This is a genomic window from Streptomyces sp. NPDC040610 (genome assembly GCF_055594065.1).
Genome location: NZ_JBVIXA010000021.1, coordinates 14,592 through 35,074 on the forward strand (window position 1 = coordinate 14,592; position 20,483 = coordinate 35,074).

The following is a 20,483-nucleotide window of genomic DNA, read 5'->3' on the forward strand; positions in this document are numbered from 1 at the left end:
TCCCGCGAAGAGGGGGGACCTGGCGGGCTCGCCGGGGTCGGCCGATGGCGCCGGGCCGGGTGGGGTCATGCGGTGGCCGCGGCGCCGAAGCGCAGCGGCAGGACGTCCGGCCCGGAGACCCCCGTCGAGGGCCGCCAGGTGATCGGTCCGGCGACCTCGGGCGGGCCGAGGCGGGCCGCGAGCACCTCGAAGGCCTCGGCGAGTTCGACGCGGGCCAGGGCCGCCCCCAGGCAGTAGTGCGCGCCGCCGCCGAAGGCCAGCGGGGACGCCTCCCGCTTCACGGTGATGTCGAAGGCGTCGCCGCCCCGGAACACCAGCGGGTCGCGCTGCGCCGAGTGCGCGCACAGCCAGACGGGGGTGCCCGCCTGGATGCGCAGATCGTTGACGGAGAAGTCCTCGGCCGCCGACTTGGTGGCCACGACCGTCGTGGTGGGGCACCAGCGCAGCACTTCCTCGACGGCCTGGGTGACCAGTTCGGGCCGCTGCCGCAGCAGCGGCCACTGCTCGGGGTGCGCGGCGAACGCCACCATGGCGTGGCCCAGTTGGTGGCTCGTGGTCTGGTACCCGGCGACGAGCAGGGTCGCGATGAGGGTGCGCAGCTCGCTGTCGTCGAGGGCGCCGTCCTCCTGCTGGGCGCGCAGGATGTCGGAGAACAGGTCGTCGCCGAGGTCCGCCTTGCGCTTCTGGATCACGGTCTCGAAGTAGTCGTACATCCCCGCGAGGCCCTCCTCGACCTCGCCGACCCTGCTCTGGTCGGGGCCGAGCGCGAGGACCAGGTTGGTGTTCTTGCACCAGCGGCCGACGACCGCGTGGTCCTCGGCCGGGAAGCCGAGGAGTTCGCAGACGACGGCCGCGGGCAGCGGGTCGGCGAACGCGGCCACGAAGTCGCGCTCTCCCCCGGCGGCGAGTTCGTCGGCGAGGCGCTCCGCGGTGGCCCGGATGAAGGGCCGCAGCGCGGTGATGCGGCGGGCCGTGAACGCGTGCGTGACCAGGCCGCGCAGCCTGCGGTGGTCGGGGCCCTCCAGGCTCTGCATGAAGTCGCGCATGAATGCGCGCACGAGGCCGTCGGAGGGTCCGACGAGGTCCACGACGTCACGGAAGCCCGAGACGAGGCGCGGGTCGCGGGAGAGGCTGTGGGCCTCGGCGTACCGCAGGACGAGCAGTCCCAGCGGGGTGCCCGCGACCCAGGACCGCTCCCTGGCCTCGGCCACCTCGGGCGAGTCCCAGGCGAAATCCGGCACGGTGATGTCCAGGAACGGCAGATCCTGCCACGACGTCCCGGACTCTGCGACGGTCGACATACTCGGTCCTTCCCTCGGCGAAAAGGCGGGTGCGCTGCCGCACCGCATTCTGTTCAGTGACTCTTGGTGCCTTCTTGAAGTCGGCTTGGATCTTGGGCTCGGGTCACAGGGGTTCGGCGGGCACGTCGGCGTACAAGGACCGGAGGGTCCGGGCGAGTTCGGGGTCCACGGGAAGGGCCATGTCGTCGACGGCGGCGACCGGCCGCACGCCGAAGGCCGCGTTGGTGGCGAACACGCCGCGCAGGGCGCCGAGTTCGCGCCGGGTGACGGGTGCGTCGACGGCCGGTACGCCCCCGGCGGCGGCCGCCTCGCGCAGGAGGCGCGCGGTGACGCCGGGCAGGCAGCTCGCCCGGGGCCACAGGAGCCGGGTTCCGTCCCAGCAGCACACGTTGAAGGTGGTGCCTTCCTGGACGCGGTCGTCGTGGTCGAGCAGCAGGGCGTCGTCGAAGCCCCGCCGCCGGGCGTCCCGGCGCAGCCGCAGCGTGCCGAACAGACCGGTGTGCTTCACCCCGGGCAGGTCACGGACGTGGGCGGCGGTGGCAAGGCGCAGCGGATGCGGTACGTCAGGGGGCGCGGGACGCGTACTGATCAGTGCGACCGGGGTCAGGGCGTCGGGGCAGTCCAGGCTCATCTCGGGCGCGCACACGGTCACCCGCACCGTCAAGGGCCCCGCACTCCGGTCGGCGACGCGCCGCAGCGACGCCCGCACCGCGCCCGTGTCCAGCTCCGCGGCGAACAGCGTCCGGCAGTCGTCGGCGAGGCGCCGCAGATGGAGGCCGAGCCCGCGGACGCGCCCGTGCTCGACGCGGAGGGTGGTGAAGTGGCCGTAGTTGTAGAGGGCGAGGGCCGACAGGTCGTCGACGGTGGCGGGACTGCCGTCGAGCCGCGCGACCACCGGGCCGACAGGCCCTGCGGCTTTCCCCGCATCACCTGTCAGGGCATCAGGCACCCGCAATCCACTGTCAGTCGCCGATGCCGGTGCACCCGTCGCCTTCGCCACAGCGTCAGTCACCGTCACGCTCGACGCCGACGCCCTCGCCGCCGCACGTTCACCCGTCACGCGGCTCCCCCTCCCCCTCCGCGGTCCCGGTCAGCAGCGCGTGCGCCCGCACCAACGCCCGCCCCTTGAGGAGTACTTCGTCGAACTCGTCGGCCGGGTCGGAGTCGAGGACGATCGCGCCGCCCGCGCCGATCACCGTGCCGGTGCCGGAGGTCACGGCGGTGCGGATGACGATGTTGAGGTCCGCGCCGCCACAGAGCCCGAAGTAGCCGATGGTGCCCGAGTAGATGCCCCGCGCCTCCTGCTCGAGGCGGTCGATGATGGCCATCGTGCGCAGCTTCGGGGCGCCCGTCATGGAGCCGCCGGGAAAGCACGCGCGAACGCAGGCGACCGGGTCCACGTCGCGCCGCAGCCGGCCGCGGACCGTCGTGACGAGCTGGTGCACGGTCGCGTACGACTCGGTCACCATGTACGCGGGTACGTCGACGGAGCCCACCTCGCACACCCGGCCCAGGTCGTTGCGGAGCAGGTCGACGATCATGAGGTTCTCGGCGCGGGTCTTGGCCGAGGCGGCCAGGGACCGGCGCAGCCGCTCGTCGCTGGCCGGGTCCGCCCCGCGGGGCGCCGTGCCCTTGATCGGCTTGCTCTCCACGGTTCCGTCGCGGTCGACGCGCAGGAACCGCTCCGGGGACGAGCAGACGACGCCGACCGCGCCGAGGCGCAGATAGGCGCTGTAGGGCGCGGGGTTGAGGCGCCGCAGCAGCAGGTGGTAGTCGAGCGGGTCGGGCAGGGCGGGGAGCCGCATCCGGTTGGTCAGGCAGATCTCGTAGCTCTCGCCGCCGCGCAGTTGCCTGAGGCAGTCCTCGATGTCGTCGACGTAGTCGGCCCGGGCGCGGGCGAGGACGGCCCCGCCCTCCGGTGCCGCGGACGCCGGGCCGGGGGCGTTGGCGGGAGCGGCGTCCGGCAGGTCGCGGGCGTGCCGGGCCGTACGGTTCACCCAGGAGCGGGCGGGCGCCGCCTCGTCGGCGTGGGGGCCGCTCAGGGCCAGGACGTAGGTGCGGTCCTCCTGGTGGTCCACCGCGATCAGCCGGTCGGCGAACATCCACACGGCGTCCGGTGTCTCGGCGCGGTGGACGTTGGGGCTGCCGCACTCGGCCTTCAGCTCGTACCCGAAGTAGCCGACGTAGCCGCCGTTGAGGTCGAAGGGGAGGTCCGTCGCGCCGACCGGGCGGGCGCGCAGACGGTCCTGGAGCACGTCGAAGATCGTGCCGTCCTCGGTGTGTTCGCCGGTGGCGTCGCGGACCGTGACCGCGTTCTCGCCGGTCCGGTACGTCAGGGTCTCGGCGAGGGGGCCGGAGTCGTCGCCGAGGAAGGAGAAGCGGGCCCCGCCGACGCCGGGGGCGCTGCTGTCGAGCCAGAAGGCGTGCTCGCTCCCGGAGAACAGCGTGGTGAACAGCGCCGCGGTGTCCACGGCCCGGTCGACGACCTCGACGGTCAGGTCGAGGCGCGCCGCCCTGGCGGTCTCGGGCGGGCGGGCCCAGGGCGCGTACTCCGGTGGCGGGGCGGCGTAGTGGCCGCCTATGAGTTCGGCGAAGTTCCGCAGGAGCTGGGCGCCCCACTCGCTCGCCACGGACTCCGGGTGGAACTGCAGGCCCCAGCGCGGCAGGTCGTCGTGGCGCAGGGCCATGACGGTCCCGTCCTCCGCCCAGGCGGTGGCGCGCAGGGCGGGCGGCAGGGGCTCGGTGACGCGCAGCGAGTGGTAGCGCACCGCCGTGAAGTGCTGCGGCAAGCCGTCGAACAGGTCCTCGCCACCGTGCCTGACCCGGGTCAGATGGCCGTGCCGGGGCACTCCGGGGACCACCCGCCCGCCGTAGTGGTGGGCGATGGCCTGGTGGCCCAGGCACACCCCGAGGACCGGCACGTCCCGCCAGCGGTCCAGGAGGCCCTGGCAGAAGCCGAGGTCGGTGGGGCGCTGGGGGCGGCCGGGGCCGGGCGAGATCACCACGCAGTCGAACGCCGCCGGGTCCTGCCGCGACCAGGACGGGTCGTCGTTGACCAGGACGGTCGGCTCCTTGCCGTACACCCGGGCGAGGAGCTGGAACAGGTTGTAGGTGTAGGAGTCGTAGTTGTCGATCAGCAGCGCACGCATCGAGCGGTTCCTTGTCAGGTTCGAGCGGGACCGGATCGTTCCGGTTCGGCGCGCCGGAGACGGCCTACTCGCCGAGCAGGTTGTCGATGTAGTCGAAGACCTCCTCCCGTGAGGCCGAGCGGAGCCGGTCCGGCACTTCGTCGGGCCGCTGCGGGGCGGGTGCTCCCGCAGGGGCCATGTCCGGGCCGGTCAGTGGCGTTGGCGTTGGCGCGTCCGGAAGGAGCAGGGTGCGCAGGTGCTGGCCGAGGGCGAGCGGCGTCGGGTAGTCGAAGACCAGGGTGGGCGTCAGGCGCAGGGCGGTGGCGCCGCCGAGGCGGTTGCGCAGTTGCAGGGCGCGCAGGGAGTCGAACCCGATGTCGGCGAACGGGCGCCGTTCGCCGACGGTCAGCGGGTCGTCGTAGCCGAGGACGGCCGCGACGTGCGTACGCACCAAGTCCAGGAGGAGGGCGTCCTGTTCCCCCTCGGGGAGCTGCGCGAGGCGGGTGGCCAGGGCGTCGCCGTCGGGCTCGGCCGCGGTGTCGGCGGTGCCGACGGCGGCGCGGCGGACGGGCGCGGGGGCGAGTCCGCGCAGCAGGGTCGGTACGTCGCCGTCGCCGCCCGGGCCGCCGCGCAGGCCCGTCGTGTCCAGGCGCAGGGGGAAGACGACGGGTTCGCCGGTGGCGCGGGCGAGGTCGAGCAGGGCGAGCCCCTGGTCGTCGGCGAGCGGTTTGACGCCCGACCGGGCCATCCGCCGCAGGTCCGCCCCGCCGAGGCCCGCCGTCAGCGCCGACCGGGCTTCCCACAGCCCCCAGCCGAGCGACACGCCCGTGAGCCCCGCGTCCCGGCGCGCCGCCATCAGCGCGTCCACGAACGCGTTGGCCGCCGCGTACCCGGCCTGCCCCGCGGGTCCGAGGACGCTCGACACGGACGAGAACGCGACGAACGCCACGTCCGTGCCCGCCGTCAGCTCGTGCAGATGCCAGGCCGCGTCCGCCTTGGGGCGCAGCACCCGGTCGACGCGCTCGGGCGTCTGGTCCTGGAGGAGACCGTCGTCCAGCACTCCGGCCAGGTGCACCACGGCCGTCAGGGGATGCTCGGCCGGGATCGACTCCAGGGCCCCCGCCAGCACGGTCCGGTCCCCCGCGTCGCCCGGCACCACCCGGAGGTCCACGCCGTCGGCGCGCAGTTCCCGTACGAACTCGGCGGCACCCGCGGCCGATTCGCCCGACCGCGACACCACGACGAGGCGCCGCACCCCGTGCGTCACCACCAGGTGCCGCAGCACGAGGCGGCCCAGCGTGCCGAGGCCGCCGGTCACCAGGACCGTGCCGTCCGTGCGCCAGCCCGCACCGCCGCCGGACGCGGCCGCCGCGAGGCGCGCGAGCCGCGGCACGAGCAACGAACCGTCACGCACGGCGACTTGGGCCGCCTCACCGGACACCGCGTCGACGAGCGCGGACCGGGAGGCGTCGAGGCCGTCGAGGTCGACCAGGCGGACGCGGCCCGGGTGCTCCGACTGCGCCGAGGCGACGAGGCCCCACACCGCCGCGAGGGCGGGGTCGGGCGGCGCGCCGGGGGCCGGGGCGACCGCTCCCCGGGTGAGGACGACGAGGAGGGTGTCCGCCAGGCGTTCGTCGGCGAGCCAGTCCTGGAGGGCGGCGAGGACGCGGTGGACGGCGCGGTGGGCGGCGGTGGGCGGGTCGTCGGGGTCCGGGGCGGGCGGGTGGTGCCGGGTGTCCGTGCGGTCCTGAGCGGCCGTACGATCCCGGGTCGCCGCCGCGCGCTCCCGTGCCGCCGCGAGGCCCCCGGCCGCCGCGCCCTCCGGCAGCTCCGCGAGCACGAGGACTTCGGGGGCGCCGCCGCCGGTGTCCAAGTGGGCGCGCAGCGCCGCCGGGTCGGGGTGGCGGGAGCACTGGACGCCCCGGGCCGCGAGCGCGTCCTGCGCGTCGGCGGCTCCGGCCCCGACCCACGCCCACTGCGCCGGTTCCGGGCCGCGCGGCGCGGGCGGTGCCGCGGGCCGCCACTCCAGGCGAAGCAGCGAGGCGTCTGCGGTGGCCGCGGCCCGGCGCAGCGATTCGGCGGCCACCGGTCGCATGCCGAGACTCTCGACCGTCACGACCGGGTGTCCCGCGGGGTCCGTGGCGGTGACCGACAGGGCGCCGGGTCCGGTGAAGCGGAGGTGGGCGCGCAGCCGGGTGGCACCGGTGGCGTGCACGGTCACGCCGCTCCAGGAGAACGGCAGCCGGGTCACGCTCTCGCCCGGGGCCGAGCCGGGCCGCGCCACGAGGGCCGCGGCGTGCAGGGCGGCGTCGAAGAGGGCGGGGTGCAGCGCGTAGCGGTCGGCGCCGCCCGCGCACGCGGGGAGTTCGACTTCGGCGTACAGCCCGCGGTCCGCACCGGCACCCGCGCCGCTGCCGACACCCGCGCCGTCACCCTCGTCCTCGTCGACGTGCCAGCAGCGCACCAGCCCCTGGAACGCGCCACCGTAGTGCAGCCCAGCCTTGGCCAACTCCCGGTAGCAGTCGTCGAGTTCGATCTCCCGCGCGCCGGTGGGCGGCCACTGTCGCGGCGGCTTCGGCGTGTGCTGGCCGCCGCGTGTCAGGGTGCCCTCGGCGTGCCGGGTCCAGGGCGCGTCGGCAGGGGCGTCGCCCGTACGGGAGTGCAGGGTGAGGCCGCGCCGCCCGGAGTCGTCCGGTCCGCCGACGGCGAGCTGGAGGCGGACCGTGCCCTCCTCCGGGAGGATCAAGGGGGCTTCGAGGACCAGCTCTTCGAGGACGTCGCAGCCCGCCTGCGCCCCCGCTTGCAGCGCCGCCTCCACCAGTGCCGTGCCCGGTACGACGAGGATGTCCGCGACGGCGTGGTCGGCGAGCCAGGGGTGGGTCCGCGCGGACAGCGTCCCGGTGCAGAGCATGCCCCCGGTCCCGTCCGCGAGCGGGACGGCGGCGCCGAGCAGCGGGTGGTCGACGCCGTCCAGTCCGGCCGTCGACACGTCGGCCTCCGGCGCGGCCGCGTCCTCCAGCCAGTAGCGGGACCGCTGGAAGGCGTACGTCGGCACGTCCGTCAGGCGGGGCCCCGCGGGGCCGAACACCTCCTGCCAGTCGACGGCGACACCGTGGACGTGGGCCTCGCCGACCGCGGTGAGCAGCCGCGCCAGGTCGCCCTCGTTGCGCCGCAGCGACTCGACGACTCGGACGTCACCGGCGCGCTCGGGGCCCACCGCGGCCGCGGTCTCCTCGACAGCGACGGTGAGCACGGGGTGCGGGCTCATCTCGATGTACGTGCTGTGGCCGTCGTCGAGAAGCCGCTCCACCGTGCGGTGGAACTGGACGGTCTCGCGGAGATTGCGCACCCAGTACGCGGCGTCCAGGGCCGTCGTGTCGACCGGTTCGCCGGACACCGTCGAGTAGAACGGCACGGTCGCCGGGCCCGGCCGGACGCCGGACAGCGCCGTCAGGAGGGTCGCGCGGATCTCGTCGATCTGCGCCGAGTGCGACGCGTAGTCCACGTCGATCCGCCGGGCGCGCACACCGTTCGCGTCGAACGCGGCCATGGCCGCCTCCAGCGCCGCCGGTTCCCCGGAGATCACCACGGACCGCGGACCGTTGACCGCCGCCACGGACACGGCGCCGCCCCACGGATCGAGGCTCCGGCGCACCTCGTCGACGGGGGCGACGACCGAGACCATGCCGCCCCGCCCCGCCAGGGCCCGCAGGGCCCGGCTGCGGACGGCGACGACGCGCGCCGCGTCGTCCAGGGAGAGCGCGCCCGCGACATGGGCCGCCGCGATCTCGCCCTGCGAGTGCCCGACGACCGCGGCCGGTTCCACGCCGAAGGACCGCCACAGCGCGGCGAGGGAGACCATCACCGCGAACAGCGCGGGCTGCACCACGTCGACGCGGTCCAGCGTCGGCGCGCCGGACTCGCCCCGCAGCACCTTCGTCAGCGACCAGTCGACGTGCGGCGCGAGCCGCTCGGCGCAGGCCTCGATCGACTCCCGGAACACCGGTGACGTACGCATCAGTCCGGCCGCCATGCCCGGCCACTGCGAGCCCTGCCCGGGGAACACGAACGCGACCCGGTCCCGTGCCGTGGCCGTCCCGAGCGCCGTGTGCGGGCCGTGGTCGCCGTCCGCGAGCGCGGCGAGGCCGTCCAGGGCCCCGGCCCGGCCCGCGGCCACGACGACGGCCCGGTCCGCGAGGGCCGCCCGCGAACGCGCCAACGAGTACGCCAGGTCCGCGTCCGGCGCGTCGGGGTCCGCCGCGAGGAACTCCGCCACGCGCCGCGCCTGGGCGCGCAGGCCCGCGGCCCCGGCGCCGGAGACGAGCCAGGGCAGGGGACGGGGCCCGGCGTCGGTGAGGTCTGCCGTGTGCTCCGTCGGGCCTTCGTGACGTGTGTGCGGCACGTGTGGTGTGGGGCTCAAGTGGTCTGCGTGGCCCGGGTGTTCCGCGTGCTCCACGCGCTCCGTGGCACGTGCGCCCTCCGGGTCCACCGCGCCCGCAGCGCCCAGCGCGCCATTGCCCGCCCCCGCCCTCCGGCCCCCCTCGGCCTCCGGCGGCGCCTGCTCCAGGATGATGTGCGCGTTCGTACCGCCCACGCCGAACGAGGAGACCGCCGTGCGGCGCGGCCGGTCGACCTGCGGCCAGGGGGTGGCCTCGGTGAGGAGCCGGACCGCGCCCGACGACCAGTCCACGTGCGGCGTCGGCTCCACGATGTGCAGGCTGCGCGGCAGTTCGGCGTGGCGCATCGCCATCACCATCTTGATGACGCCCGCCACCCCCGCCGCGGCCTGGGTGTGGCCGACGTTGGACTTCAGCGAGCCCAGCCACAGCGGCCGGTCCTCCGGCCGGTCCTGACCGTACGTGGCGAGCAGCGCCTGCGCCTCGATCGGGTCCCCCAGCTGGGTGCCTGCGCCGTGCGCGTCCACGCAGTCCACGTCCGCCGGGCCCAGGCCCGCGTGTGCCAGGGCCTGGCGGATCACCCGCTGCTGGGCGGGGCCGTTGGGCGCCGTCAGGCCGTTCGACGCGCCGTCCTGGTTGACCGCGGAGCCCCGCACCACGGCAAGGACGCGGTGCCCGTTGCGCTCGGCGTCGCTGAGCCGTTCCAGGAGCAGCACGCCGACGCCCTCGGACCAGCTGCTTCCGGCGGCGTCGGCGGAGAACGACCGGCAGCGTCCGTCCGGCGCGAGCCCGCGCTGCCTGCTGAACTCGACATAGCCCCAGGGCGTGGCCATCACGGTGACACCACCGGCCACGGCGAGCGTGCACTCGCCCTCGCGCAGCGACTGGGCGGCCAGGTGCACGGCCACGAGCGAGGAGGAGCAGGCCGTGTCGACGGTGACGGCCGGGCCTTCGAGGCCGAGGGTGTAGGCGAGGCGCCCGGAGGCGACGCTGGGCATGCTGCCCACGACGCGATAGCCCTCGGCGCTCGGCGGCACGTGCCGGATGCGGGCGCCGTACTCGCTGTACATGATGCCGACGAACACGCCGGTCCTGCTGCCGCGCAGCGTGGACGGGTCGATCCGCGCCCGTTCGACGGCCTCCCAGGACGTCTCCAGGAGCAGCCGGTGCTGCGGGTCGATGGTGACGGCCTCGCCCGGACTGATCGCGAAGAACCCGGCGTCGAAGTCGGCCGCGTCGTAGAGGAATCCGGCGTGCCGGGTGCATGTGGTGCCGATGTGGTCGGGGTCCGGGTCGTACGAGACGGTCCAGCCGCGGTCGGTCGGGAACTCGGAGATCGCGTCCGTCTCCGAGCGCACCAGGCGCCACAGGTCGTCCGGCGACGCCACGTCGCCGGGCAGTCGGCAGCCCATGCCGACGATCGCGATCGGCTCGTCCTCACGTCCCCGGCCCTCGCGGCCCTTCCGCGTGGCCCGCGTGCCGGTCCCCGCCCCCGCGCCGGCGGCGGCACCCTCACCGAGCAGCAGGGCGCACAGGTGCTCGGCGAGCGCGCCGGGCGTCGGGTGGTCGAAGAGGGCGGTCGCCGAGAGCGCGCCGCCCGTGGCCTCGCTCAGCCGCTCCCGCAGCCGGGCCGCGGCCCGCCCCCGGACGCCCTGGGCGCCGAAGGCCCGGCCGGGGTCGAGCGGCACCTGATCGGCGCGGTCCAGGGCGGCGGAGGCGTGCGTGCGGATCAGGTCGACGAGGATCCGGCGCCGCTCCGCGTCGCGCGCGGCGGCGAGGCGCTCCCGCAGCGGCCGGTCGCGTCCCTCGGTCCACTCCATCATTGCTTCCTTCCTGGCGGGGTACGGCGGCCGGGAACGGGTGCGACGGCGCGACGGGACGTCCTCTCCCCCGTCGTGCCGGGCGGCGTTGTCGTCTGCGTGGGCGGCGTGGTCAGGGTGGTCGGCACAGTCGGAGTGGTCAGGGTGATCGGCACAGTCGGCGTAGGCGTCATCGGAGACGTGCGCGTCATCGGGGTGCGCGCGCCGTGCGGGGCGCGCGCGGCGGCCCCGACGGCCGCAGGGCTCATCTCCCCGCCAGCGCCCGCGCCGCGTCCGGCTCCGCCGGGGCGAGGCTGTGCAGCATCCGGCCGGTCCGCTCGACGAGCGCCCCGAACGCGTCCGGTGTGATGGCCTGTTCGCCGTCGCACAGCGCGGTGTTCCCCGCCCCGTCGACGTCGACCATGACGCCGTCGGCCCCGGCGGCAGCGGCGGCCGCGGCCAGCGGGGCCACCAGGTCGCTGCGGCCGCACGCGTGGCTGGGGTCGACGATCACCGGGAGGTGGCTGAGCCGCTTCGCCAGCGGCACGGCGCTGATGTCCAGGGTGAACCGGGTCGAGTCGCCGTGGGCGCGGACGCCGCGTTCGCAGAGCAGCACCCTGCCGTTGCCCGCGGCGAGCAGGTACTCGGCACCGTTCAGCCACTCCGGGACCGTGCAGCCGAAGCCGCGCTTGAGCAGCACCGGACGGCCGGTGAGCGCCACTTCGTGGAGCAGCGCGAAGTTCTGCGCGTTGCGGGCGCCGATCTGCAGGACGTGCGCGACTTCGGCGACGGCCTCGACGTGCGCGGCGTCGACGACCTCGGTGACGACGCCGAGCCCGGTCTCCGCGGACGCCTCCCGGAGCAGGTCGAGGCCGTCCTTGCCGATGCCCTGGAACGCGTACGGCGAGGTGCGGGGCTTGAACGCGCCGCCCCGCAGCAGGTGCGCGCCCCGCTCGCGCACCGCCCGCGCCACGCCGAGGAGCTGGGCCTCGCACTCCACCGCGCACGGCCCGGCGATCCAGGTGAAGCGCCCGCCGCCCACGGTGCAGTCGTCCGACACGCGCACGGCGCTCGGCTCGCCCGTGGCGGCGAGGCTGCCGAGCGGCGGCGCGTCGGTGCTGTCGACGACCGACTCGACCGCGCTGGTGGCGCGCAGCAGGTCCACGAACTCCCGGCCCTCCGGCGAGGCCGCGGCGAGGTCGGGGAAGGTGACCAGGGTGTGGCGTCCGGCCCGGCAGTGGAACGACCGGTGGCCGCGGTGGCGCCACGCGGAGGTCAGTCGGCTCCGCTCGTCGAGCAGCACGTCGGGATGGAGGCGGGCAACGATCATCGGGTCACCTTTCTGCGCCGTGGCGGCGGTGCGGGGTGGAGTCCGGGAGCCTCATCGCTGCCGCCCCACGCCGGGCGACCACTCGGGCCGTTCGGGGAAGTCGAAGTCGACCGCGTCGGCGATGCCCAGCTCCTCGGCCATCCGCTGGGCGCCGGAGAAGTCGCGGACGAGCCGCCGCCCGGACGGCGTCGCGCGCAGGTCGGCCACGATCTCGTCGGCGCCCTCGATGCCCGCGGTGACCAGTTCGAGCCGGAGCGTGGAGAGGTCCTGCTCGGCGAACGCCTCCAGGGCGAGCGGCAGACAGCGCGTCAGGGTGGCGCGCTGCCCTGCGTTCATCCGGGCGTACAGCTCCCGGACGACCTCGATGACGACCGATCCGTGCGCCGTCTCGTCCCGCAGGTGCAGCGTGGTGATCAGGGAGTGCATGGGCTGGATCGAGTCGTCCCTGGCGAGCAGCGCGAGCAGGGAGTTGATGCAGGTCTCCGCGACCGCGCCCCACACCAGGACGGCGACGTCCCGCTCCCACTGCTCCGGCATCCGCGCGAGCACCGCGCGCAGCCGCCGGTAGGTGACGAGTTCGGGCTGCTCGGGCCGGCTGCGCACACCGCGCAGCTCCCGGGTGCGGGAGATGGCGAGCATGTGCATGTACGTGTGGAAGCTCTCGTCGACGACGGCCTGCTGCACGCCCTGGCGCATCAACGGGTGGTCGCTGCCGGGGAAGACGCCGCGCATGACGAGGTCGAACGCGGGCTCCGCGATGAGGTGCTCGGTGGCGATGACGCGTTCGTTGTAGCCGATCCACAGGCCCGTCAGGACCCGCTCGCGGCGCTCGGGGGCGGCCGCGAGGAACCGGGGGTGCTCGGCGAACGGCACCATCCGCAGCGGGTAGTCCGGCAGCCCGGCGTCGTACCCGGCCGTCTCGTCGAGGGCGCCGGGGCTGGTCGTGACCGCGGCCCGCCGCGGCCAGGCGGCCACGAGTCGGCGCAGGGTCGCGCTGCCGACGCCGTCCTCCTCGGCCCACCCTCTGGCCGCCCAGGTGGTCACCACGCCCGACTCCTCACGCATCAGCCCTCCCGGCCTCGTGGTCCGTGATGCGGCTGCATCGTCACCGGCCGCACTTGGCGGTTTCTTGAAGGCGACTTGGGGACGGCCCGGACGGACTTCAGGATGCGGACGCGGGATGCCACGATGAGGCGAGCGCCGCGGTGACGCGGGCCCGGACGCCCTGCCCCGTCCCTGCCCCGTCCTTGTCCCGGAGCTCGCTCTCGACCTTCTTCGTCGTCCGTATCCCCAGTCCCCGGCGCCGCGCCGGGCGACGCCACCGTGAGGACGTCCCATGCTCGTTCCGCTCACCATGGCCGACTTCCTGGACCGCGCGGAGTCGGCCGCCGCCGCCCGCGTCGCGCTCGTCGACGAGCCGGACCAGCCGTCCCGCCCGGTGCCGACGACGACGTACGGCGCGTTGCTGCGGCGGGTGCGGGCCTGGCAGGCGGGGCTCGACGCGCTCGGCGTCGGCACGGGCGAGCGCGTCGCCGTCGTCAGCCCCAACTCGGCCCGGCTCCTCGAACTGCTCTACGCGATCCCGGCGAGCGGCCGGATCTGCGTCCCGGTGAACTACCGGCTCACGCCCGAGGAGATCGCGTACATCCTGCGGCAGTGCGACGCCTCCGTCGTGTTCGTCGACCCCGACGTCGAGGCCGCGCTGGGCTCGGTCGAGGGGCCGAAGCGCTTCGTGCTCGGCGAGCAGACCGACACACAGGTCATGCGGTACGACGTGGCGCCGCGCCCGTGGTCGCGGCCCGACGAGAACGCCGTCGCGACCCTCAACTACACGTCGGGGACGTCCGCGCGCCCCAAGGGCGTCGCCCTGACCCACCGCAACATCTGGCTGAACGCGATGACGTTCGGCGTGCACGCCCGGATCTGGGAGCAGGACGTGTATCTGCACACCCTGCCCACGTTCCACTGCAACGGCTGGGGGGTGCCGTTCCTGCTCGCGGGGCTCGGCGCGAAGCAGGTGCTGCAGCGCCGGATCGACGGTGCGCAGATCCTGCGGCGGGTCGAGGAGCACGGGGTGACCCTCGCGTTCGGGGCGCCCGCCGTGTGGGACGCCGTGCTGCGGGCGGCGCGGGACTGGCCGGGCGAGGTGCCCGGCCGGGGCAGCGTGCGCGTGGTGTGCGCGGGCGCGCCCGTCAGCGACCGCCTGGTCCGCCAGGTGGAGCACGAGCTGGGCTGGGAGTTCCACCAGGTGTACGGCCTGACGGAGACGACGATGCTGACCTTCAACCGGCGTCCGCCGGGCGCGCCCGGGAGCGGGGGCCTGACGAGGGCGGGGGCGCCGGCGCTCGGCGTCCGGCTGCGCACCGGGGAGCGGGGTGAGGTCCTCGCCCGCTCGAACATGGTGCTCGACGGCTACTGGCAGGACCCGGAGGCCGACGCGGCGGCGCTGGAGGAGGGGTGGTTCCGCACCGGTGACGTGGGGGAGTTCGACGACGAGGGGCATCTCGTCCTGTTCGACCGGCTCAAGGACGTCATCGTCACCGGGGGCGAGAGCGTGTCGTCGGTGGAGGTCGAGGACTGCCTCCTCGCCCATCCGGCGGTCGCCGAGGCCGCCGTGATCGGGGTGCCGGACGAGCGCTGGGGCGAGACCGTGAAGGCGGTGGTGGTGCCCGCCGAGGGGGCGGCGGCCGCCGAGGACGAGCTGATCGCCCACTGCAAGCGGCACCTGGCCCGCTACAAGGCGCCCACGTCCGTGGACTTCGCGGACGCCCTGCCCCGCACCACCAACGGCAAGGTGCAGAAGGGCAGGCTCAGGGAGCCGTACTGGATCGGTCAGGACCGGCGCATCAACTGACGACGCCCGGCCCTGTCCCGGCGGGCGCCGTCAGTGCTGCAGGCACATCCGTCCGACGGACTCGTCACGGAGGATCCGCGTGAACAGCACCCGCAGCTCCCGTCCCGGGTCCACACCCAGCTCCTGCGCGAGCGCCCGGCGGATGCGGTGGTAGACCCGCACCGCCTCCGCCTGGCGGCCCACCTCGCACAGCGCGACCATCAGGAGCCAGCCGAGCCGTTCCCGGTTGGGGTACCGCGCGCTGAGCGCGGCGAGTTCGGCCACCGCGGTGCCGTTGTCCCGCCCCCAGGCCAGCTCGGCCTCCCACTGCGCCTCCCAGGTCATGAGGCGCAGTTCCTCCAGGCGGGCCGCCTCGCGCACGGCCGGTTCGTAGTCGCCGAGTTCCGCGTGGGGCGCGCCGCGCCACAGTGCCAGGGCCGCGCCGAGGGCACGGCTGGCCTCCGCGTACCTGCCGTCGCGCAGGAGCCCGCGTCCGGTGCGCAGTTGGCTCTCGAAGCGGCAGGCGTCGACGCGGTCCCGTGACACGGCGAGGACGTATCCGTGCGCCTCCCTGCGCAGGATCCGGTTGCGTCCCCGGGGCGGGCAGTCAGGTTCCAGTTGACGGCGCAGATGGGAGACGTAGCTGTGCAGGCTGGCAACCACGTTGCCAGGCGGTCCGGCAGGCCAGATCGCCTCGGTGAGCCGCTCCGCGCCCACCACTTGCCCCGGCGCCAGCAACAGAGTTGACAGCACGGCACGTTGTCGCGCCGGGCCGAGGGGCAAGGGGCCCGTGGGCGACCACACCGCGAGGGGCCCGAGGACGTGGAATGACAACTCACCGGTCAAATGCGTAACAGTTTTCACAGACATCACACTCTCCCCCTGGCAACACTGTTTTCCCATGGCCACCGTTTCCCCCCACTACTGGTCGGAATGACGTCCACACCCCTGGTCCAGGTTGGCCGAGCCGCGCCTGGACTTTTCGTGTGTGCCGCATGAGTAAAGAGAGGGGGACATTCCCCACTATGACCGCGCGTTACTCTTTGCCGCACTCCTTTTGCGCGCTTTTGCCAACGAGCTGTCCTGATGGCGCAAAGACGCGGTTCCACGCCCCCTGGGGCCCGGGATACGGTGGAACGTTACGCAACCTTGTTGCGGATCTTGGGATTACCTCCCATGGATCACCGGCCCGGGCACGGGCGCCGCGCGATTCGATCAGACCCGCACGCATTTACGCGCCGAACAGAAAAGCCGGGGCGCGCAATTCAAGTCAGCAACGCGCTTGAAGAAACAACCTTTTCCCTCACACCGCCGAATAACGATTCTTCAGATCGATCACGGTGATTCGGCCAGGAAGGCGCCGGGGGCCCTCACACCCCGCGCGACCACTGCCCGGACAGCAGATATCGGCGCACCGACGCCGCGGCGCGCCACCCCTCCGCGGCCACCGCCGCGGCGGGCTCGACGGCGTGCGCCACATTTCCGACCGCGAAGACACCGGGGATCCCCGTACGGAAGTCCGCGTCCACCGCCGGTCCCCGCGTGCCGGGGGCGAGCGGCACCCCGCCCCGGCGCGCCAGTTCGTGATCGGGCACGAAGTCACCCGTGAACACGACGGTGTCGCACGGAAGGTGAGCGAGGAGCCCGGTGCGATGCCGCAGCCGCACGGCGGAAATCCGTCCCCCGCCGACGAGTTCGGTGACCTCCGCACCGGTGAGCAGCGGGACGCCGTGGCGCAGCCGGGACTCGGCGGCGCGCCAGGGCGTGGAGCGGTGCCGGGCCTCCGCCGTCACCTGGGCGACCACGGCGACACCCGCGCGCCGCAGTGTGTCCAGCGCCGCGTACGCGACGGGCTCGGCGCCCACGACCACGGCCCGGGTGCCGATGTGCTGGCCGTACAGGTGGACGGCCTGCTGGAGTTCGCCGGTGGTGTAGACGCCAGGGGCGCGGCCGCCGGGCACGAGGCGGGCGGCGCGGGGGCGTTCGCGGGCGCCGGTGGCGAGGACGACGGCCCGCGCGGTGAGGCGTTCCAGGCCGAGGGCCGAGGTCGTGTCGAGGCCGAGGGGGCCCGCCCAGCCGGTGGCGGTGACGCCGGTGCGCACGCGCGCGCCCGCACGACGGGCCTCGTCGACGCGGGCGCGCGCGTACCGCGGCCCGCTCGTGCCGGGGCCGGTCAGCCCGGCGAACGTGCGGGCGCCGAAGCCGCCGTGGTGGCAGTGGCGGGGCACGCCGCCCGCCTGCTCCTCGCGCTCCAGGACCTCGACGCGGCCCACGCCCGCCGCCGCGAGCCCGGCGGCAGCCGCGAGCCCCGCGGGTCCGGCGCCCACGATCAGCACGTCCACGCTGCGCTCGTGCCTCATCGCGATGCCTCCGCCCGGTCGTGTCCTTCGAGCAGGGCTCGGACCGCGGCGCCGCAGTAGAAGCCCTGGCAGCGGCCGCCGCGGGCGCGGGTGCGGCGGCGCAGCCCGTCGACGGAGGCGGGCGGCAGGGTACTGGCGAGCGCGTCGCGGATCTCGCCGCGGGTGACGCGCTCGCAGTGGCAGACGAGGGTGCCGTACGCGGGGTCCGCCGCGATCAGGTCGGCCCGCTGGTAGGGGCGCGGGAAGCGCTCGCCGATGTTGGGCATCGTGACGGGCGCGAGGTCCCCCGGCTCGCCCAGGTCCAGGCCGCAGTCGGCGAGCAGGCCGGTGACATGCGCGGCGATGGCCATGGACGCGGTCAGGCCGGTGGAGCGGATGCCGCCGACGGTGACGTAGCGCTGCTCGGGCCAGGGGCGGATCCGGTAGTCGTCGTCCTCGGTCGCCGCGCGCAGCCCCGCGTAGGCGGCGGTGACGTCCTCGTCCAGGAGGTCCGGCAGGATGCGCGCGCCCCGCTCACGCAGCGAGGCGAGCCCGTCGGCGGTGGTGCCGGTGGCCCGCTTGTCGTCCAGGTCTTCCGCCGTGGGACCGAGAAGCACGTTGCCGTACACCGTCGGGGCGACGAGGACGCCCTTGCCGAGCGCCGTCGGCACCGGCAGCAGGATGTGGTGCACGAGGTCGCGGGCGAGCTTGTCGAAGACGATGAGCTGGCCGCGGCGCGGGGTGACCGTGAACGTGTCGTGGCCGAGCATGCGGTCGACGGTGTCGGCGTGCAGGCCCGCGGCGTTGACGAGGTAGCGGGTGCGCAGCTCGCCGCGGCTCGTGGTGAGCACGCGGGGGCCGTCGCCGGGCGCGTCCGCACCGGCGTCCGTCAGACGGCAGTCGAGGTGCAGGTCCACGCCGGAGCGCACGGCCTGGGTGGCGTACGCCAGGGGGGTCGTCCAGGGGCAGATGATGCTCTCGTCCGGCACTTCGAGGGCCCCGAGGGCGCCGGGGCCGAGCCGCGGCTCACGGGCCCGCAGCTCGGCGGCGTCGAGGAGGACCGTCCGGTCGTAGCCGTTGCGCTCGGCCTTGGCCCGCAGGGCGGGCAGGGCGGCTAGCTGCTCCTCGTCCCAGGCGACCAGGAGCGCGCCGACCCGCTCCACGGGGATGCCGCACTCGGCGGCGTACGCGGCGAGGCGGCGCTGCCCCTCCCGGACCAGGCGGGCCTCCAGGGAGCCCGGCACGGCGTCGAACCCGGTGTGCAGGATGGCGGTGTTGGCCTTGGAGGTGCCCTCGCCCACGTCGTCGGCCGCCTCCACCACGGCGACGCGCAGCGGGTGGCGGGCCAGTTCGCGGGCGATGGCGGTGCCGACGACTCCGGCGCCGATGACGGTGACGTCGTACGGCTCGTACGGCTCATGCGCCGACGCAGACGCCGATCCTGACCCCGGGCCCACCCCCGGACCCGGTGCGGCGGGCCCGGGCGGCAGGGTTCCGACACGGGTGACGCGGCCGGGTCCGCCGCGCCCTGGCGCCCCGGCCCCGCTCACGACGGTGTGCGTTCCGTCAGGACCGCCACCTGCGCGCGGAACGCCGCGCGGCGGGCGGCCGCCTCGTCGGCGCCGACGCGGGGTTCGTAGACGGCGGCCGGGCGCCAGTCCGGCACGACGTCGCGCAGGGTGAGCGCCGGGTCGAGGCCGAGGCGGGCGACCGCGCCCACGCCGAGGGCCGTGACGTCGGGGAGCGCCGAGACCTCCACGGGCAGTTGGAGCAGGTCGGCCTGGGTCTGCATGAGCAGGTCGGAGCGGGTCAGGCCGCCGTCGACGCGCAGGCTCCGCAGCGGCTCGCCGAGGTCGGCTGCCACCGCGTCGGCGAGTTCGGCGACCTGCGCCGCGATGCCCTCGCACAGCGCCCGCACCAGGTGCCCGGCCGTGGTGTCCAGGCCGAGCCCGGTCAGGGAGCCGCGCAGGTCGCCGCGCCACCAGGGCGCCGCGAGCCCGGCGAGTGCGGGCACGAAGGTGACGCCACCGGTGTCGGGGACGGCCGAGCCGATCGGGTCGATGTCCTCGGCGCCGCCGATGACGCCGAGGTCGGTGAGCCAGCGCACGGCGGACGCGGCGGTGTAGACCTGCCCGTCGAGGCAGTAGCTGCTGCGGCCGCCCAGGCGCCAGGCGACGCACGCGACCAGCCCCGAGTCGCCCCGGCGCGGGCGGGCGCCGGTCTGGGCGAGAAGGAACGCCCCGGTGCCGTAGGTGCACTTGGCACTGCCGGGCTCGGTGACGTCCTGGGCGAGGAGCGCCGCCTGCTGGTCGACGAGGAGCCCGGTCAGCGGGATCTCGGCGCCGAACGCCGTGGTGGTGCCGACCGGTTCGGCGGCGTCGACGACGCGCGGCAGCCGTTCGGCGCCGAGTCCGAAGACGTCGAGGGCGCGTTCGGACCAGGTGGCGGAGTCCAGGTCGAGGAGCTGGGTGCGGCCCGCGGTGGCCGCGTCGGTGACGAAGGCGCCGGTGAGGCGGTGCACGAGCCAGGCGTCGCTGGTCGTGACCACGCCGCGCCGGGTGAGGTGGCGGCGTATCCACGCCATCTTGGGGGCGGCGAAGTAGGGGTCGAGCGGCAGGCCGGTGAGCGACTTCAACTCGTCTGCGTGCCCGGCGAGTTCCGTGCACAGCTCGTCGGCGCGCCGGTCCTGCCACACCAGGGCGTCGGTCAGGGGCTCGCCGGAATCCGGGTCCCAGGCGAGCACCGTCTCGCCCTGGTTGGCGAGGCCCACGGCGGCGACCGGCTCGCCCGCCCGCGCGAGCGCCTCGCGGCCGGCGTCGAGCACGGAGGTGAGCAGGTCGGCGGGCGTGACCTCGACGCGGCCGCCGGGCAGATGGCGGGGGCGTACGGGTGCGGTGCCGGAGCCGATCACGCCGCGCTCGGGGCAGACGACGAGCGCCTTGGTGCCGGAGGTGCCCTGGTCGACGGCGAGCACCGGGCCGGTCATCGGCGCGCTCCGCGGCGGCGGGGCGGGCGGGCTGCGGGGCGCGGGCCGCGGTCAGTCGTGATCACCGCGGAAGCCTGCTACAGCGGGCGCGGGGCCGTCAAGGGTCGGCCCCTGCGTCAAATGCCGCAATCCGTGCTGTTGTTGAGCAACAAAGAACCCAACGTTCACACCGGCGCGCCGCGTTGACACAACTTGGTCAAGAAAGATCCGAGGACCGGCCGGTAATCGGAAGACTCCGCTCTACACTGACCGCCGAACAACGTCCGTAACTCGCACACCACTTCACCGACCCGTACACCCCTTCCTCACTCCTCATCACCCGCCCCTCCACCTCCTACGGTGCGTTCACTCCCCGTTCACCCTTTCGTCC

General features: G+C 74.9%; 9 protein-coding genes and 2 pseudogenes. 1 reads left to right on the top strand and 10 read right to left on the bottom strand.

Going from position 1 to position 20,483, the window contains the following annotated elements; genetic code table 11:
• Positions 1-65: 65 nt before the first annotated feature.
• The 6 genes and pseudogenes from ACZ6AA_RS38965 to ACZ6AA_RS38990 form a co-directional block, all read right to left on the bottom strand.
• Entirely contained in the window at positions 66-1,301 is a 1,236-nt protein-coding gene (locus ACZ6AA_RS38965; RefSeq protein ID WP_468458662.1) for a cytochrome P450, read from the bottom strand.
• A 103-nt stretch (positions 1,302-1,404) separates the two neighbouring features.
• Positions 1,405-2,250: an aminotransferase class IV gene (locus tag ACZ6AA_RS38970; RefSeq protein WP_471463215.1), complete on the bottom strand. Its 846-nt coding sequence runs from the start codon at positions 2,248-2,250 to the stop codon at positions 1,405-1,407.
• 100 nt (positions 2,251-2,350) lie between these two features.
• On the bottom strand, positions 2,351-4,450 hold the full coding sequence (gene pabB, locus ACZ6AA_RS38975) for an aminodeoxychorismate synthase component I (RefSeq protein ID WP_471463217.1): 2,100 nt from the start codon (positions 4,448-4,450) through the stop codon (positions 2,351-2,353).
• A gap of 64 nt (positions 4,451-4,514) precedes the next feature.
• Positions 4,515-10,616, bottom strand: a pseudogene (locus ACZ6AA_RS38980) (type I polyketide synthase); the annotation flags it as partial.
• A 274-nt stretch (positions 10,617-10,890) separates the two neighbouring features.
• Positions 10,891-11,955, bottom strand: coding sequence for a 3-deoxy-7-phosphoheptulonate synthase (gene aroF / locus ACZ6AA_RS38985; RefSeq protein ID WP_471463219.1), 1,065 nt, complete (start codon positions 11,953-11,955; stop codon positions 10,891-10,893).
• A gap of 51 nt (positions 11,956-12,006) precedes the next feature.
• On the bottom strand, positions 12,007-13,020 hold the full coding sequence (locus tag ACZ6AA_RS38990) for a 4-aminobenzoate N-oxygenase (RefSeq protein ID WP_471463220.1): 1,014 nt from the start codon (positions 13,018-13,020) through the stop codon (positions 12,007-12,009).
• Positions 13,021-13,291: 271 nt separating this feature from the next.
• On the opposite strand from ACZ6AA_RS38990, the gene ACZ6AA_RS38995 reads away from it, so the two are divergent.
• Positions 13,292-14,809: an AMP-binding protein gene (locus tag ACZ6AA_RS38995; RefSeq protein WP_471463221.1), complete on the top strand. Its 1,518-nt coding sequence runs from the start codon at positions 13,292-13,294 to the stop codon at positions 14,807-14,809.
• Between the two features lie 30 nt (positions 14,810-14,839).
• Here ACZ6AA_RS38995 and ACZ6AA_RS39000 read toward each other — a convergent pair whose 3' ends face one another.
• From ACZ6AA_RS39000 to ACZ6AA_RS39015, 4 genes and pseudogenes are all read right to left on the bottom strand, one after another.
• Positions 14,840-15,691, bottom strand: coding sequence for an AfsR/SARP family transcriptional regulator (locus ACZ6AA_RS39000; RefSeq protein WP_471463222.1), 852 nt, complete (start codon positions 15,689-15,691; stop codon positions 14,840-14,842).
• A gap of 482 nt (positions 15,692-16,173) precedes the next feature.
• Positions 16,174-17,148 (bottom strand): annotated as a pseudogene (locus ACZ6AA_RS39005) (NAD(P)/FAD-dependent oxidoreductase); the annotation flags it as partial.
• A complete protein-coding gene (locus ACZ6AA_RS39010; RefSeq protein ID WP_468458649.1) occupies positions 17,145-18,584 on the bottom strand; it encodes an FAD-dependent oxidoreductase in 1,440 nt (479 codons plus the stop codon). The gene ACZ6AA_RS39010 and the pseudogene ACZ6AA_RS39005, both read right to left, overlap by 4 nt.
• A gap of 89 nt (positions 18,585-18,673) precedes the next feature.
• Positions 18,674-20,113 (bottom strand): FGGY family carbohydrate kinase, encoded by a 1,440-nt coding sequence (locus ACZ6AA_RS39015; RefSeq protein WP_468458647.1) that lies wholly within the window; start codon positions 20,111-20,113, stop codon positions 18,674-18,676.
• Between the last annotated feature and the right edge of the window lie 370 nt (positions 20,114-20,483).

Coding starts and splice junctions, on each gene's coding strand:
- ACZ6AA_RS39015 (WP_468458647.1), bottom strand. CDS start 20,113: ATGACCGGCCCGGTGCTCGCCGTCGACCAGGGCACCTCCGGCACCAAG.
- ACZ6AA_RS38995 (WP_471463221.1), top strand. CDS start 13,292: ATGCTCGTTCCGCTCACCATGGCCGACTTCCTGGACCGCGCGGAGTCG.
- ACZ6AA_RS38990 (WP_471463220.1), bottom strand. CDS start 13,020: ATGCGTGAGGAGTCGGGCGTGGTGACCACCTGGGCGGCCAGAGGGTGG.
- ACZ6AA_RS39000 (WP_471463222.1), bottom strand. CDS start 15,691: ATGGGAAAACAGTGTTGCCAGGGGGAGAGTGTGATGTCTGTGAAAACT.
- ACZ6AA_RS38965 (WP_468458662.1), bottom strand. CDS start 1,301: ATGTCGACCGTCGCAGAGTCCGGGACGTCGTGGCAGGATCTGCCGTTC.
- aroF (WP_471463219.1), bottom strand. CDS start 11,955: ATGATCGTTGCCCGCCTCCATCCCGACGTGCTGCTCGACGAGCGGAGC.
- pabB (WP_471463217.1), bottom strand. CDS start 4,450: ATGCGTGCGCTGCTGATCGACAACTACGACTCCTACACCTACAACCTG.